Origin of the sequence: Hydrogenobacter sp. T-8 (assembly GCF_011006175.1) — a bacterium.
In the GTDB taxonomy this organism is placed as follows: Bacteria; Aquificota; Aquificia; order Aquificales; family Aquificaceae; genus Pampinifervens; species Pampinifervens florentissimum.
Genome location: NZ_CP048795.1, coordinates 1,319,010 through 1,333,007, shown reverse-complemented (window position 1 = coordinate 1,333,007; position 13,998 = coordinate 1,319,010). Strand labels below are relative to the sequence as shown.

Sequence of the window (13,998 nt, the reverse complement as noted above, 5' to 3'; positions counted from 1 at the left end):
GTTAGTGTGAAAACCTATATTCCTTTTTTATAAACTCTCTCAGGGAAGTCCAGTTGAGGATTTCCCCCCTTTTCCCTTCAATCGCTTTCTTTGCTTCCGTTTCGCTTCTGTAGGCAGAAAGGTTCATGCCCATTGGACTTCTTATGTCAGGGCTTCTTACATACATAGCTTCCTCTGCGGGTATAAACTCCTTTGGATTAAGAAAATTCACTACATAAGCCCTCTTTATATCTTCTTCATTCTCGTTGTAATAGCCAACCATGCACTCTATAGCATCAAACTTATATACCCTGCCTTTTTTCGTTATCACCTCCGCCGCAAACCTTTCGTCAGCAATAACCATCTTACAGTATTCACATACATCTTCACCAAGCCTTATAGGTTCCGGTCTTTCTTCCCTGCAGGAAAAGAAAAAAAGGGGCAGGAGGAAAGCCCATAGCACTCGGAGTATCATGCTGGCTTCACCTCCGCTTTCCCAGTCTCTGAAAACCTAAGGTCTATTGCGATTGCCAGAAAGCCTAAGAACAAAGAAACCACCGCTATGTAGCCTCCCACATCAGGGAAAGAACTTGCAAGCATGTTGAGAAGCTGTTTTGTGCCTATCAGAGGTGGTTGATAGGCAAGACCAGGTATCTTTATGGGGGCGTTGGGGTTAAGGTTATGTCCATAGTCATATCCCCATTTGTAAAAGTCTGCAAGCCCAGCGACCCCAAGCAGGACAAAGGTTATAACCCAGGCGTAGAGCAGAACCCTTTTTCCAAGTATAGCTGACAAAAGACCAAAGGCTATAAGAAAGCCAATTATGAAAGGCAGTATCTTAAGCTCAGGTATGGCCTCTGGCTCTATTGGCTTCATGCCTATGTAATGGTTTAGGAGGTTTATGTTATAAAGGTCGAACTCCGTCCCGCCTGTAATTCTGTTTACCCATATGAACATCCTAAGACCCTCAGGATACTGAGGTGCGACAAGTTCTATCCTCCAGAGAGGGAGGAAGTAAGTCAGGATAAGCAAAAGGGAAGCGAGGGCAAGAAGCCCTCTTGAGAGTATGTTCATAGCTCACCTCCTCATTTCTGTGTGGTTGGTGTGCCGGTGTAGTATCTGAGTGGCACATTAGAGCCAGCTGGGGAAACCCTTACATAGCCTTGCATTTCCTGATGAAGTGCTGAGCAAAAGTCTGTGCAGTAGAAGGGATAAACACCTGGAGCCTTTGGCTTCCACACGAGGGTCTTTGTTTGTCCGGGCATGACAAGAATCTCCGCCTCTTCAGAACCTTTGACCGCAAAGCCGTGAGGTATGTCCCAGTCTTGTTCAAGGTTTGTCACGTGGAAATATACCGTATCCCCAACTCTTATACCTTCAATGTTATCTGGAACAAAGTGAGACCTTATCATGGTCATGTAAACATGAACTTCGTTGCCTTTTCTTTCAACCCTTGCGTCTTTTTCAGCCTTTACCGCATAGGGGTGTTCGTTCTCAGCGAGCGGATAAATTTTCTTAATCTTGTCCTTTATCTTATCTGCGGGGATAGCCTGAGCATAGTGGGGCTCACCTATGGTGAAGAACTCGTGGATAAGCTGCATCTTTTCTCCGCTTATATCGTAGAGTTGTGCGGACTGAAGTAGCTCTGGGCCTACTGGAAGTTGCCTGTCTTTGGTTATCTTGTTCATGGCCACGAGATACTTACCGTAGGGCTTTTTGGTGTCTCCGCCGGGTATTAGCAGGTGTCCCACAGAGTAGTATGTAGGCACCCTATCCACCACCTTACAACCCTTGTAGTCATACTTCACTACTTCGGAGGAAACAAAGCAGGAGGTGTAGGCAAAACCCTTTCCGTCAAACTCCGTATGCAAGGGTCCAAGGCAGGGTTTCTCAACCTCACAGTGCAGGACTGCGTCATATTTGAGAACCGGAACCCCGTCTATTTCCTTCTCAAAAGCCTTCTGCTCTATGGCTTTTAGCATCTTGGAGAAAGAGTGTATGGGTATGACCGTTGCCAGCTTCCCACCACCTACGATATATTCACCATCGTCGGAGACATCCACACCATGGGGGGACTTGGGTGTTGGTAAAAGGTAAGCAACTCCAGGGCAGTCCTTCGGGTTTATCATCTTTACAGATTTTTTGACTTCGGAAACAGCCATATGCTTTTTCTCATCATAGTAGTTGTGGTAGTAGACCGCGGGCACTTCCTGAAACCTACCCTGAGATAGGCATTCCTCCGCTCTTTTCCAGTTTATCGCCGCTATATAGTCCTTGTCATTCTTTGATGCATTTATCTCAAGCAGTGTATGAGCCTGTTCTGTGTTGTAGGAGGTAAAAAAGCACCAACCATGTGATGGACCTCTTCCACACCTCGCAAGGTCATAGTTAAAGCCGGGCATAAGTATTTGGAAGGCAACATCCATCTTGCCGGGCTCGTTGGCTTTTATAAAGCTTATTGTTCCCTTAAAGTTCTGCGCATAGGAATCTATGGGAACATCCTTTTGGGGAACGGGAACTGAGAACCTTGTTCCTGCCACCACATACTCTGTGTTCTCAGTCCCGTAAGGTGATGGGTGATTTCCTGCAGAGTTTGGTATTTCTATTATCTCGGTTGTTTCAAAGGTAGTTAGGTCAATCCTTGCTATCCTCGGTGTGTTGTTTGCATTTATAAACAACCATCTTCCGTCATGCTCTCCGTTAGTCTGAGAGAGCCATGGGTGGTGAGTATCATCCCAAGGTATGAACCCATGTGAAGTCATAAGCATAGGTCTGGTTTCTGGCGTAAAGCCATAGCCAGTTTCTGGGTCAACTGAGAAGACCTTTATAACCTTTAGTATTCTCCCTGACGGAATACCGTATACGGTCACCTGACCGTTGAAGCCTCCAGAGAAGAAAACATAAAACTCGTCATGTTTACCAGGTGGGACATAGACCTTTGAAGCTGCATCCGTACCCACAGCACTTGTCTTTAAGGCTTCCTTTTTCGGCGGGCAACCCGCCAGCAATGAACCTACCACGAGGGCCGAAAGCCCTCCCAGGAGAACCTTTTTTTTGCCCAGCATGGCAACACCTCCTTTATAAACTTTTTACTTTTCATCAACGCTTCTCAGGTATTCCAGTATTGCTCTTGCCTCTTCTTGGGATACATCTTGAAAGGGCATCTGTATGGGATACTCTGCTAAATGTCCCCTCGCTACAGGGTCCTTCTGAACCATCTCCGCAGGGTTTAGTATCATGTTCATTATCCACTCGGGTTTTCTTCTCTTTGTAACACCCTTTAGGGGTGGTCCCACATACTTCTCTTCAAGCTTGTGGCAAGATGCACACTTGGAATCAAAGATTTCTTTACCCTTCTTGACAAGGGCTTGGTCTATGGGCCCAAGCTGGACCTCCCTTATAGGTCCTATACCCTTATCGCTCGCCGGCTCTTCCTCCTTCTTTACTTCTGCAGGTTGAGCTGGTGCCTCCGCAGGTTTTTCTACGGGCTTTTGTTGGCAGGAAAGGACAAGGCTCATCAGAGGGACGATGAAGAGAAGCTTTCTCATAGCACACCTCCGAAGTATTCTTATTTATTTAATAATATATGATTAAGATTAATTTGTCAAGATATAAGAAAAACTTATATGATTGTAATCATTTACATACTTTGCCCCCTCTCACATATTTATCCCTTAGGAGGTAAAAAAAATGCACGGAGTATTGACTGAAGGAAGGGTTGGTAAGGAAGGTCTTGTAGTAAGAGTCCTGGAAAGGGGGCTTATGCCCTCCGCCTTTGGATACAGAAGGCTATACATACTTTCAAAGGGTGCTGGCAGGTATATAATCGGTCATAGATTTGGAAGGGCGGAAGCACCCTATTACTTTCTTGTGGAGAGGGCTGATATATTTGGTTTTCTACCAGAGGAAAAGGTGGTTCTTTACGAGATAAGTCTCGGGCAGGAGAATTTTGTAAAGGGTGAGACTTTAGACCTCAGACCCCTTGAGCATGGTATAAGGCATTCTCTTGTAATGGAGAGGTTTTCTAAGCTCAAGGAGGCGGAGACCTTCTTTATTGTAAACGACCATGACCCTTTACCACTCTATTTTCAGATAGCTATGAATTTTCCTGGAAAAGTTGGGTGGGAGTATGTGGACTATGGAGAGGACTTTTGGAAGATAAGGATATGGAGGTTGTAAAATGAGAAAGATTGCGGTATTTTCACTTCTGATGTTTGCTTTGAGTTTTTCTCATGAGGTTGAAAGTGAGCTGAACTTCAAACAGGTTATGCAATTGGTAAACCAGTCAGCCACCAAGATGCTTCAGGGCTTTCTTTTGGGTAACGATGCCATGGTTCTGGAAGGTGCCAGAGAGATAGCAGAACACCCCGTACCAAAGGGCGGACCCCTACGATACATAGACCCATCAAAAAGGGAAGAGTTTATGAGATTTATGCCAGCTTTTGAGAAGCAGGTTCACGGCGGTGCGGAGGAGGTCATGAAATTTTTAAGGGAAGGCAAAAGGGACCAAGCCTTTAAGACTTATACCAACATGCTTCAGGGATGTATTGCCTGCCATGAGCTTTTCAGAGACAGAATAGGGGGTAGATAGACATGGAAGATGTGCTGAAGGTCTTAAAGGAAGTCATTGATCCTCACACGGGTATGGATATAGTTGGCATGAACATGGTAAGAGAGGTGAAAGAGATTGAACAGGGAAGGCTTAGAGTTGTAATAAAACCTACAAGCCCCTTTTGCCCTGTAGGAAGCTATCTCCTGCAGGCGGTTAAGGAAAAGGTTGAAGGGCTGGGCTACAAAGCTGATGTGGAGCTTGAAGGATATCTATTCGGGGTTGAACCATGAAAAGGCTTGATGTGAGAAACCTTGAACCACCACAGCCTATGATTAAGGTTGCTCAGGCTCTTGAGGAGCTTAAGGAGGGAGAGACCCTTGAGGTGCTTGGTTCAAGACCCTTCACCCATCTCCTGCCAAGGCTTGAGGAGCTGGGATACCGCTATGAATTGAGGGAGACAGAGGAAGGATACCTTCTTAGAATATGGAAAAAGTCCTCACAACCTCTAAGATTTGAAGAAACCGAATGTGCAAAAGAGCTTGAATTTGAGATAGATGAGAATACCAACGTAGGCGAGCTTTTAAAAAGGGTTCCTGAAGCCCTTGATGTGCTTATAAAGTATGGCTTCACGCCCCTTAAGAACCCTATACTGAGGAAGATATTACCCCATACTGTGAACCTCGGACAAGCCAAGAAAATAAGAAGGATGTCCGACGAAAAGTTCCAGGAACTTCTTATAGAACTTAGAAGGCTCGTAGGTAAATGATAAGACCTGCATCCTTCGTAAGGCTCACATCTATATACATCTTCCTCAGCCTTATCCTCATAGACCTATCACTCCTTTTTAAGCTCCTTGGGAAAGCCTATACAGAGCTTCTTATCTTCATAGCTTTCCCACTTCTTATAATGGGCACTCTTTTCCAGATGTATCCTACCCTACAGGGTATAGCCATAAGGTGGGAATGGTTAACATATATCCACCTTGCCTTGTTTTTAACCAATCTTTTCAGTTTTTTTGTCAAACCTGCATCTTCCCCATATTTCTATTTTCTTTTTGCTCTTCTTAGCCTTGCTTTTCTTCTTATAAACACAAAAAGCCTTAGGGATCCATCTGTGGTATTCTTCCTGCTTGGAGGTGTATACTTTGCCCTTTCTGGCTTTTTTATGCTCATGGATTTGAACCTTCTTATGATAAAGCATACGCTTACTGCTGGGTTTTTTCTTAATGTAATATTAGGTGCTTACTATGTCTTCGTTCCCATGCTTCAGGTAGAGGAACTAAAACATCCAAAGGCAAGGTGGATAAGTCTTATCTTGCATAACCTCTCAATCCCGCCTTTTCTTTATGGCTGGCATGTGGGAAACATGAAACTTGTAGCCTATTCTGGACTATTTGTGCTTCTCTCTTTTTTCTTACTGGCCTTTGTAGTCTACCAGAGCCTTCTTCAGAAGAAAAGCCCTCTCAAAGGCTTAGACCCATCAGTGCGTTATCTTATACTCGGTCTCTTTATGGCAGTTTTCTTCCTCTCCATCGGCATATCCACCGCCGGAAGTGGCAATTATGGATTTATAGGCTGGCACAGAGATGGTATGCTTTATGGTTTCCTCCTCTTTATCACCATAGGAGCCTCTTACCACATAGTCCCCTTCCTCTACTGGTGGAGGGTATACGCACCAAAGATTGGAAAAGAGAAGATTCCAACGCTCAAAGAGCTTATAAATCCCGAAGTTCTCAAGTTTTACCTCTTTGCGGGGCTTCCATCCTTTGTCCTGGCACTCCTAAATGAGAACTTCAACCCAACTCTTTCTTCAATATTTTACGCACTCTTCCTGCTTGTGAACATATACTACAGCCTTAGAATTCTACCACTTGCTTTCTTCCCTCCACCAAAAACTTGACAACAATCTACTAAAGCATATTATAAATGTCATTATAAATTTACAGGAGGCATGGAATGTTTAGTGAGAACCTGCTTTCTGCAAAAACCCTTGAATACATAAACAGGGCAAAGGAGCTTGCAAGGAAAGCCGGGGACAGCAAAGTGGACACAGATCACCTACTCCTTGCCCTTCTCGTGGATGAAAAATCCGCACTGGCGAAGTATCTTGAAAAAAGGGGTGTAGACACAAGGGGTCTCTACAAAAAGGTCTCTGAATACCTTGAAAAGCTCTCCTCCCAGATAGGCAAGGCGGTCCAGCAGGAAGCCCAACACCTTATTGACCTCAGAAGCAAGATAATGCAGGTAAAGTCCGACATAGGACAGGTGCAAATAGAGCTGGAAAAGGTCAGGAGGGCAAAAGAGAGAATAAGGGCAGAACTGGAGAAAGCGAGGAGGTATGGCGACTACTGGAGCCTTCAGGAACTACAAGTGGAGCTTGCCCGACTTGAAAGGCTTGAAAGCCAACACAGAAGCCAGCTGGAAGGCGTAGAGAAGAGCCTCTCTGCGGTCTTTAGGTCTGAGGATGTGAAGGCATTCCTGGAAAACAGGCTCAGCATTGACGGGCTTATTAGGAAGGCTCTTGAGAGCTCAAGCCTTGTGGAGCAGGTAAAGGAGCTTGGGCTTTCGCCAGAGAGGGTCATAGACGCAGTAGGAAAGATTGTCTTTGGCAAAGAGCCTGCCTTTGACTACTCTCAGAACCTCATAAGGGTTCTTGAAAAGGCTCAAGACAAAGCGGTCTCTGAGGGTCTTTCTCAGGTGGAGCCCTATCATATAGTGGCGAGCCTTTTGGAAGCAAAGGATACTATTGCTGGTAAGATTTTAGAAGATATAACAGGAGGTGAAAGGATGAAGGATGTGGCACAAGAGCTAAGGGAAGAAGAAAAGTCCGCCCTTGAGAGGTTTGGTGTAGACCTCACACAGATGGCAAGGGAGGGCAAGCTGGACCCAGTTATAGGAAGAGAGCGGGAGATAAACCAGCTTATAGAGGTACTACTCAGAAGGACAAAAAACAATCCTGTGCTTGTGGGAGACCCTGGCGTTGGAAAGACTGCCATAGTAGAAGGTCTGGCACAAAGGATAGTCAACAAGGAAGTGCCTGTAGAGCTTCAAGACAAAGCGGTTATATCCGTGGACATGGGTTCTATTATAGCGGGCTCTAAATACAGGGGAGAGTTTGAGGAGCGTTTTAAAAGCCTTTTGGAAGAGGTAAAGCAAAAGGGCAATGTAATACTCTTTATAGATGAAATTCACACCGTGGTGGGTGCTGGCAAAGCGGAGGGTGCGGTAGACGCTGGCAACATGCTAAAGCCTCCTCTGGCAAGAGGTGAAATAAGGGTTATAGGTGCAACCACGGTGGACGAATATCGCAAATACATAGAAAAGGACCCAGCCTTAGAGAGGCGCTTCCAACCAATCTACGTGGACGAGCCTACAGAGGAGGAAGCCCTTGAAATACTGAAGGGTCTAAAGCCCAAGCTGGAAAAACACCACAAGGTAAAAATATCCGACGAAGCCCTTGAGGCGGCGGTAAAGCTCACAAGAAGGTATGTGACCTTTAGAAAACTGCCTGACAAGGCAATAGATGCCCTTGACCAAGCCTCCGCCCGCAAAAAGCTCATGGCAGTCTCCCTACCGCCAGAGGTGCAGGAGATAGAGAGAAGACTAAAGAGCTTAGAGGAGGAAATACAAAAGGCATACTTGGAGGGCAACTATGAGAAGGAGGCACAGCTAAAGATAAGGAAGGTTCAGCTGGAAAAGGAAAAGCAAGACCTTCTCTCTAAATCTGGCGGTGTGGAGGCGAGGATATCGGAGATAAAGAGGCGTATGGAAGAGCTTGACCAAGAGATACTAAGAGCCTCTGAAAGGGGCGATTACGAAAGGGAGGCAAACCTCAAGATTGAGAAGGTCAAGCTGGAGAAGGAACTAAAAGAGCTTGAGAGCAAGAAGGCAGAGGAGCTTCTTGTGGGTTGGGAAGATGTGGCTCAGGTGGTCTCCGAATGGACGGGCATACCTGTCACGAAGCTAAAGGAAGAGGAGATGGAGAGGCTCCTCAAATTGGAAGAGGAACTGCACAAGAGGGTCATAGACCAAGAGCATGCGGTGACTGCAGTTTCAGAAGCCATAAGAAGGGCAAGGGCAGGTCTAAAAGACCCCAAGAGACCCATAGCCAGCTTCCTCTTCTTGGGACCCACGGGCGTAGGAAAAACGGAGCTTTCAAAAGCTCTTGCGGAGCTACTCTTTGGCGACGAGGATGCCCTGATAAGGCTTGATATGTCTGAGTTCAAAGAAGAGCACAGCGTGGCAAAACTAATCGGTGCACCACCGGGCTATGTGGGCTACGAAGAGGGAGGAAAGCTCACAGAGGCGGTGCGCAGAAAGCCCTATTCAGTCCTGCTCCTTGACGAGGTAGAAAAGGCACACCCAAGGGTCTTTGACCTCTTCCTGCAGGTGTTGGACGACGGAAGGCTCACAGACTCTCATGGAAGGACGGTGGACTTTAGAAACACGGTGATAATCATGACCTCCAATATAGGCTCTCAGTATCTTTTGAGCATACCTGTGGACGGAGACGAAGAAAGAGTTCAAAGGGAGTTTGAAAAGGCAAGAGAGAAGGTGCTTGAAGAACTGCGTTATCACTTCAGACCAGAGTTTCTAAACAGGATAGACGAGATAATTGTCTTTAAACCCTTGACCATGAAGGAGCTCTTCCAGATAATAGACCTGCTTGTGGTAAGCATAAACAAAAGGCTGGCGGAAAGGAACATCTCCATAGAGCTAACAGAAGGGGCAAAGGAGCACCTTGTAAGGCTCGGCTATGACCCTGCCTACGGTGCAAGACCTCTCAAGAGAACTCTTCAAAAGCACTTGGAAACTCCTCTGGCAAACCTCATAATAAAGGGGGAGATAAAAGACGGGCAAAGGGTAATGGTGGATTTGAAAGATGGAAAGTTGGAGTTTGTGAGCTCTTAGAAGTTATATCTGCTAAGTGAAAATGCTAACCCTTCTATGCTTTGGTGGCTTGTGCCTCCAGTCCTTGCACTGGCGAGGAGACTAAGACGCTCAGCATAAAACTCATGCCCCCGCATGGGGGCTTTTTTTAAACAATTTCCCGACTGGTAAAATACACCTTATGCCAACTACCCCATCAACCTCTGCACACTTTCCACACCTTCCAAACCACTTAGAGCTTCCTTGACCTTCAAAAAGCTCTGGTAGTTTTCCACTTGCAGTGTAAAGTCCATTAAGGCCTGACCAGAGGGCAGGCTTTTGGTTCTGGCTTCTGTTATGTTTGCACCAGATTTTGCTATGGTGGTAGTCACTTCTCCCAAAATACCCATACGGTCTTTGACTATAAGCCTTAACCTTACTGGATGCAGTCCTTGAGACTTGCTCCACAAGACCTTTATGACTTTTTCTGTTGACACACTCCATAGATGCTTTAGGTTAGGACAATCCTTTGAATGTATAACCAAGCCCTTGCCTCTTGATATGACGCCGTAAACCTCTTCCCCCGGCAGAGGATTACAGCACTCCGCGAGGGTATGTAGCACATTTCCAAGCCCGTCTATATGAAGTATGTCCTCTACCCTTTCTGGAGGCTTTTCCTTTTGGGTTTTTCTAAAGAGGGAATAAACCCTTTCCTTTGAGAGCTTTCCACTTCCCAAAAGTAGATAAAGCTCCTCTTCCGTCTTTGCCTTTGTTTCCTCAGTGAGCTTATTCAGTAAAATTTCTCTGCCAATACCCAGCTTTTGTAAATACAGCTCAAACTTCTCTTTTCCTATCTGTATGTATTTCTCCCTTTCAAGCTCCTTTAAAACCGCCTTTATCCTGCTTTTTGCCTTAGAGGTAACCACAAAATTCAACCATTCTTGATTAGGCTTCTTGTTAGGATTGGTTATTATCTCCACCATGTCTCCGTTTTGAAGTTTGTAATTGAGTGGCACAATCCTGCCGTTTACCTTTGCTCCAGCACAGTGGTTACCCACCTCCGTATGTATGTAGTAGGCAAAGTCTACCGGCGTTGCCCCCTTTGGAAGCACCAGCAGGTCTCCCTTTGGAGTGAAAACGAAAACCTCTTCGGAAAAAAGCTCCAGCTTGAGGTTTTCCAAAAGCTCCTGAGGGTTCTTGCTACCCTGCACGCTCTCCACAAGGCTCTTCAGCCATGAATACACTCCACCGTCCTTTACGCTTTTGCCTTCCTTATAAGCCCAGTGCGCTGCGATACCCTTCTCCGCCCTTTCGTGCATTTCCCATGTGCGTATCTGCACCTCCACCATCCTACCCTTTGGACCTATAACCGCAGTATGCAAGGACTGGTAGAGGTTTGGCTTAGGCAGAGATATATAGTCATCAAACTTTCCTGGGACTGGTTTGAATACGCTATGGACTATGCCCAGCACAAGGTAGCACTCTTGAACCGTGTTGACTATAACCCTAACACCCAGTATGTCATGCACATCCTCAAGTTTTATGCCCTTTCTTAGGGTCTTTTGCCATATACCGTACAAATGCTTTGGTCTATAGGACACATGGGCTTGAATGCCTGCCTTCTTTAACTCTTCCTTTAGCCTTGGTATGAATACTCTCTTCAAATAGTCTTCAAGCTCTCTTCTGCTCCTACCTACAAAGTTTTTGACCTCTTCGTATTCCTTTGGATACAGATACATAAAGCATAGGTCTTCAAGCTCTGTTTTTATCCTCCAAAGACCGAGCCGGTTTGCTATGGGCACATATACCTCAAGGGTCTCCTTGGCAATCCTGACCTGCTTTTCCCTGGGGAAAAACTGCAGGGTTTTCATGTTATGAAGCCTGTCTGCCAGCTTCACAAAGATGACCCTTAGGTCCTTTGAAAAGGCAAGGATGAGCTTTCTGTAGTTCTCCGCTTTTTGGGTTTCCACATCCTTGAAGTGTATCTTTCCCAGTTTAGTTACACCCTCCACTATATCCGCCACATCCTTTCCAAAATTCTCCTTTAGCTCTTCGTAGGTGGTTTCTGTATCCTCAAGCACATCGTGTAAAAGCCCAGCCACCACCGTATCCCTGTCCATGCCCAGCTCTGCGAGGATTATGGCAACCTCTACAGGGTGGACCACATAAGGCTCTCCGGATTTTCTAAACTGTCCTGCATGCTTCTCTTCCACGAACTCAAGAGCCTTCTTCACTTTGCTATCTTCGTTTCCTAGAGCTTTGAAGAGCCTTTCCTCGTGCTTTTTGTGTAAAGTAGTCTCCATAGTTTATAATATTATGGATGTTAGGCAAATTAGCAAATCTTCTTGGTTTTATCGCCAGTAATATAGGCATAGACCTCGGCACTGCCAACACGGTGGTTTACGCTCAGGGAAAGGGCATAGTGCTGTATGAACCCTCCATCGTTGCAGTTGATGTGCGTTCTGGTAGAGTTTTGGCGGTAGGTAAAGAGGCAAAGGAGATGCTTGGGAAAACTCCCGAGAATATACAAACTGTTAGACCCCTCAGAGACGGTGTGATAACGGACTTTGAAGCCACTAAGGTTATGCTTTCTTATTTTATAAACAAAGCAATAGGGGGAAGTATATTCAAGGCAAAGCCAAGGGTTGTCATAGGCGTGCCCTCTGGGGTTACACAGGTGGAGAAAAGGGCAGTCATTGACGCTGCAAAAAGTGCAGGAGCGAGAGAGGTCTATCTCATAGCTGAGCCAATGGCCGCTGCCATAGGTGCTGGGCTTCCAATAGAAGACCCTATAGGTAATATGGTAGTAGACGTAGGTGGTGGCACTACAGAGATAGCGGTCATTTCTCTTGCGGGCATAGTGGTTTCCAATTCCATAAGGGTAGCAGGCGATGAGATGACGGAAGCTATAATACAGCATGTTAAGAAAAAACATCATCTCCTTATAGGTGAGCAAACCGCAGAAAGGGCAAAGATAGAGCTTGGCAGTGCCATATACGAAGAAGAGGAAAGGTTTATGGAAGTAAAGGGAAGAGACATAACGGGACTTCCAAAGGTGGTGAAAATAAGCAATAGAGATGTTACAGAAGCCCTTGAGGATGTGCTGTCTTCTATTATAAACGCAGTCAAGTCTACCTTGGAAAGGACACCACCAGAACTCGCTTCTGATATAGCAGAAAGGGGTATAACCTTGGCTGGAGGAGGCTCTCTCCTAAGGAACCTCAATGTGAGAATAGAGCGCGAAACAGGCATAAAGACCAACTACTGCGAAGACCCTATAACTGCAGTAGCCAGAGGGGTGGGAAAGGTTCTTGATAATATAGAGCTGATAAGGAAAGTTTCCATGATATGAAAGGATTTGTTGCACCTTCCATAGCTTTGTTATTGAGCATTGTAATTTATTTTATCAATCTTTCCGCATTGCCATACCTAAGCCGGGTTTATAACCTCCTTAGGTTGGCGGTTTATCCCTTTTTTGAGCTAAAGGGAAATGTCCAAGAAAACACAAAAAGGATAGTGGAAACTTACCTGTTTCTAAGAAATGTGAGCGAAGAAAACTATAGATTAAGGCAAGAGCTTGAAGAATATAAATTATACAAGGCTCAACTTCTTGCCTGCGAGAGCAACCTGAAAAGCCTAAGCCAAGCCATAGACCTTCCCCTTCCTTCAGGCAAATATTCAATAGTTTACGCAAATGTGGTTGCCTACGACCCATCAGGTAGGGATACCTTCGTGCTTATAAATAAGGGACAGGATAAGGATATATCTGAGGGTATGTTGGTATTTTCTGGAGAGAACTTGGTGGGCATCGTAGATAGTGTGTATGGAAGCTCTTCAAGGATAAGAACAGTCTTCTCTGAGGAATTCACGCTTAGCGTTGGGGTGGGAGATAAGGCGTATATATACAGAGGTGGGTTCCCCATGGGGTCTTTACTTCACGTCAAGGTTGATGACAAGATTAATGTGGGCGATGTGGTTTATGTAAGGGTGCCGGGCAAAGTCTTCCCTCAGTTGAAGGTCGGCACTGTTCAGCGAGTGTCTCATGATGGAAAGGGCTTTTTTAAGAAGGTGGATGTCAAACCCTCCGCAGATGTAAGAGGGGCTTACCTTATTCTCGTCATAAGAGAAAGGTTATGAAGTTCTACATAGTTGCCTTTTTGCTTGCCTATTTTCAAGGTGCGGTGTTGATCGCTGTCTTTCATAATATGCTCATGGCTCCTAATCTTCTCCTTGTTTATCTTTTCCTTAATATCTTTAAGGAGGACAATGGATGGCTTAGGAAGGCGATAATAACGGGTTTTTTCCTTGACCTGTTTCAGGACTCTCTTGGATTGAACCTGTCAGGACATATTTTCTTTGCTATTCTTTTTAACATAATGAAACTGAGGATTGAACTCCCAAGCAAACTCTCTTTACTGCTTGCCTACCTTCTGCTTTCTTTATTTGAAAAGCTCTGGGTAGTTCTTCTGTTCAGGGTAAAGTACTATGCGGACCTTAACCTATGGCTTTTGCCACTGAGCCTTGCCTTTGAAGCTCTTTTCCTCTACCTTATCTCAGGAAGATATTTTCGTAAGGAAACATGAGTAGGAGGAGATTTTT

Annotated in this window: 14 protein-coding genes; 9 read left to right on the top strand and 5 right to left on the bottom strand. The window is 45.4% G+C overall.

Features of this window, described 5'->3' with window-relative positions; genetic code table 11:
• Position 1 precedes the first annotated feature (1 nt).
• From G3M65_RS07780 to G3M65_RS07765, 4 genes are read right to left on the bottom strand one after another with little or no spacing between them, the layout of a single operon-like run.
• Complete coding sequence (locus G3M65_RS07780; protein ID WP_173834014.1) at positions 2-454, bottom strand: nitrous oxide reductase accessory protein NosL; 453 nt, start codon at positions 452-454, stop codon at positions 2-4.
• On the bottom strand, positions 451-1,053 hold the full coding sequence (locus tag G3M65_RS07775; RefSeq protein ID WP_173834013.1) for a hypothetical protein: 603 nt from the start codon (positions 1,051-1,053) through the stop codon (positions 451-453). The genes G3M65_RS07780 and G3M65_RS07775 overlap by 4 nt, the downstream gene beginning before the upstream one ends.
• An 11-nt stretch (positions 1,054-1,064) precedes the next feature.
• Entirely contained in the window at positions 1,065-3,044 is a 1,980-nt protein-coding gene (gene nosZ / locus G3M65_RS07770) for a Sec-dependent nitrous-oxide reductase (protein ID WP_173834012.1), read from the bottom strand.
• A 24-nt stretch (positions 3,045-3,068) separates the two neighbouring features.
• Positions 3,069-3,527: a c-type cytochrome gene (locus G3M65_RS07765; protein ID WP_173834011.1), complete on the bottom strand. Its 459-nt coding sequence runs from the start codon at positions 3,525-3,527 to the stop codon at positions 3,069-3,071.
• A 142-nt stretch (positions 3,528-3,669) separates the two neighbouring features.
• Here G3M65_RS07765 and G3M65_RS07760 point away from each other — a divergent pair, with 142 nt between their 5' ends.
• Genes G3M65_RS07760 through G3M65_RS07735 form a run of 6 tightly spaced genes read left to right on the top strand, consistent with a single transcriptional unit; the run spans position 3,670 to position 9,441 of the window.
• Positions 3,670-4,158, top strand: coding sequence for a DUF2249 domain-containing protein (locus G3M65_RS07760; protein ID WP_173834010.1), 489 nt, complete (start codon positions 3,670-3,672; stop codon positions 4,156-4,158).
• 1 nt (position 4,159) lies between these two features.
• The gene (locus tag G3M65_RS07755; RefSeq protein ID WP_173834009.1) at positions 4,160-4,570 is read left to right on the top strand and encodes a hypothetical protein; all 411 of its coding nucleotides are present in this window, start codon (positions 4,160-4,162) and stop codon (positions 4,568-4,570) included.
• Positions 4,571-4,572: 2 nt separating this feature from the next.
• Positions 4,573-4,821, top strand: coding sequence for a metal-sulfur cluster assembly factor (locus G3M65_RS07750; protein ID WP_254426253.1), 249 nt, complete (start codon positions 4,573-4,575; stop codon positions 4,819-4,821).
• Positions 4,818-5,297: a DUF1858 domain-containing protein gene (locus tag G3M65_RS07745; protein WP_173834008.1), complete on the top strand. Its 480-nt coding sequence runs from the start codon at positions 4,818-4,820 to the stop codon at positions 5,295-5,297. Before G3M65_RS07750 ends, G3M65_RS07745 begins: the two co-directional genes overlap by 4 nt.
• Complete coding sequence (locus tag G3M65_RS07740) at positions 5,294-6,430, top strand: hypothetical protein (RefSeq protein WP_173834007.1); 1,137 nt, start codon at positions 5,294-5,296, stop codon at positions 6,428-6,430. The genes G3M65_RS07745 and G3M65_RS07740 overlap by 4 nt, the downstream gene beginning before the upstream one ends.
• A gap of 56 nt (positions 6,431-6,486) precedes the next feature.
• Complete coding sequence (locus G3M65_RS07735; RefSeq protein WP_173834006.1) at positions 6,487-9,441, top strand: ATP-dependent Clp protease ATP-binding subunit; 2,955 nt, start codon at positions 6,487-6,489, stop codon at positions 9,439-9,441.
• Positions 9,442-9,608: 167 nt separating this feature from the next.
• Here the strand turns inward: G3M65_RS07735 and G3M65_RS07730 are convergent, their stop codons facing one another.
• Positions 9,609-11,702 carry a RelA/SpoT family protein gene (locus tag G3M65_RS07730; protein ID WP_173834005.1) on the bottom strand — a complete coding sequence of 698 codons (2,094 nt, stop codon included), beginning with the start codon at positions 11,700-11,702 and terminating at the stop codon, positions 9,609-9,611.
• Between the two features lie 17 nt (positions 11,703-11,719).
• Between G3M65_RS07730 and G3M65_RS07725 the strand changes: the two genes are divergently transcribed.
• The 3 genes from G3M65_RS07725 to G3M65_RS07715 are packed head-to-tail and all read left to right on the top strand — an operon-like array spanning position 11,720 to position 13,982.
• Positions 11,720-12,751, top strand: a complete 1,032-nt coding sequence (locus tag G3M65_RS07725) for a rod shape-determining protein (RefSeq protein WP_173834004.1) — start codon at positions 11,720-11,722, stop codon at positions 12,749-12,751.
• Positions 12,748-13,536, top strand: coding sequence for a rod shape-determining protein MreC (gene mreC, locus G3M65_RS07720; protein ID WP_173834003.1), 789 nt, complete (start codon positions 12,748-12,750; stop codon positions 13,534-13,536). The genes G3M65_RS07725 and mreC overlap by 4 nt, the downstream gene beginning before the upstream one ends.
• Positions 13,533-13,982, top strand: coding sequence for a hypothetical protein (locus tag G3M65_RS07715; RefSeq protein ID WP_173834002.1), 450 nt, complete (start codon positions 13,533-13,535; stop codon positions 13,980-13,982). Before mreC ends, G3M65_RS07715 begins: the two co-directional genes overlap by 4 nt.
• Positions 13,983-13,998: the final 16 nt, after the last annotated feature.

Bases quoted from the DNA above. Each gene is read 5' to 3' on its own strand.
- G3M65_RS07715 (WP_173834002.1), top strand. From the start codon at position 13,533: ATGAAGTTCTACATAGTTGCCTTTTTGCTTGCCTATTTTCAAGGTGCG.
- G3M65_RS07780 (WP_173834014.1), bottom strand. From the start codon at position 454: ATGATACTCCGAGTGCTATGGGCTTTCCTCCTGCCCCTTTTTTTCTTT.
- G3M65_RS07775 (WP_173834013.1), bottom strand. From the start codon at position 1,053: ATGAACATACTCTCAAGAGGGCTTCTTGCCCTCGCTTCCCTTTTGCTT.
- G3M65_RS07730 (WP_173834005.1), bottom strand. From the start codon at position 11,702: ATGGAGACTACTTTACACAAAAAGCACGAGGAAAGGCTCTTCAAAGCT.
- G3M65_RS07765 (WP_173834011.1), bottom strand. From the start codon at position 3,527: ATGAGAAAGCTTCTCTTCATCGTCCCTCTGATGAGCCTTGTCCTTTCC.
- G3M65_RS07760 (WP_173834010.1), top strand. From the start codon at position 3,670: ATGCACGGAGTATTGACTGAAGGAAGGGTTGGTAAGGAAGGTCTTGTA.
- G3M65_RS07740 (WP_173834007.1), top strand. From the start codon at position 5,294: ATGATAAGACCTGCATCCTTCGTAAGGCTCACATCTATATACATCTTC.
- nosZ (WP_173834012.1), bottom strand. From the start codon at position 3,044: ATGCTGGGCAAAAAAAAGGTTCTCCTGGGAGGGCTTTCGGCCCTCGTG.
- G3M65_RS07745 (WP_173834008.1), top strand. From the start codon at position 4,818: ATGAAAAGGCTTGATGTGAGAAACCTTGAACCACCACAGCCTATGATT.
- G3M65_RS07750 (WP_254426253.1), top strand. From the start codon at position 4,573: ATGGAAGATGTGCTGAAGGTCTTAAAGGAAGTCATTGATCCTCACACG.
- G3M65_RS07755 (WP_173834009.1), top strand. From the start codon at position 4,160: ATGAGAAAGATTGCGGTATTTTCACTTCTGATGTTTGCTTTGAGTTTT.
- G3M65_RS07725 (WP_173834004.1), top strand. From the start codon at position 11,720: ATGTTAGGCAAATTAGCAAATCTTCTTGGTTTTATCGCCAGTAATATA.
- G3M65_RS07735 (WP_173834006.1), top strand. From the start codon at position 6,487: ATGTTTAGTGAGAACCTGCTTTCTGCAAAAACCCTTGAATACATAAAC.
- mreC (WP_173834003.1), top strand. From the start codon at position 12,748: ATGAAAGGATTTGTTGCACCTTCCATAGCTTTGTTATTGAGCATTGTA.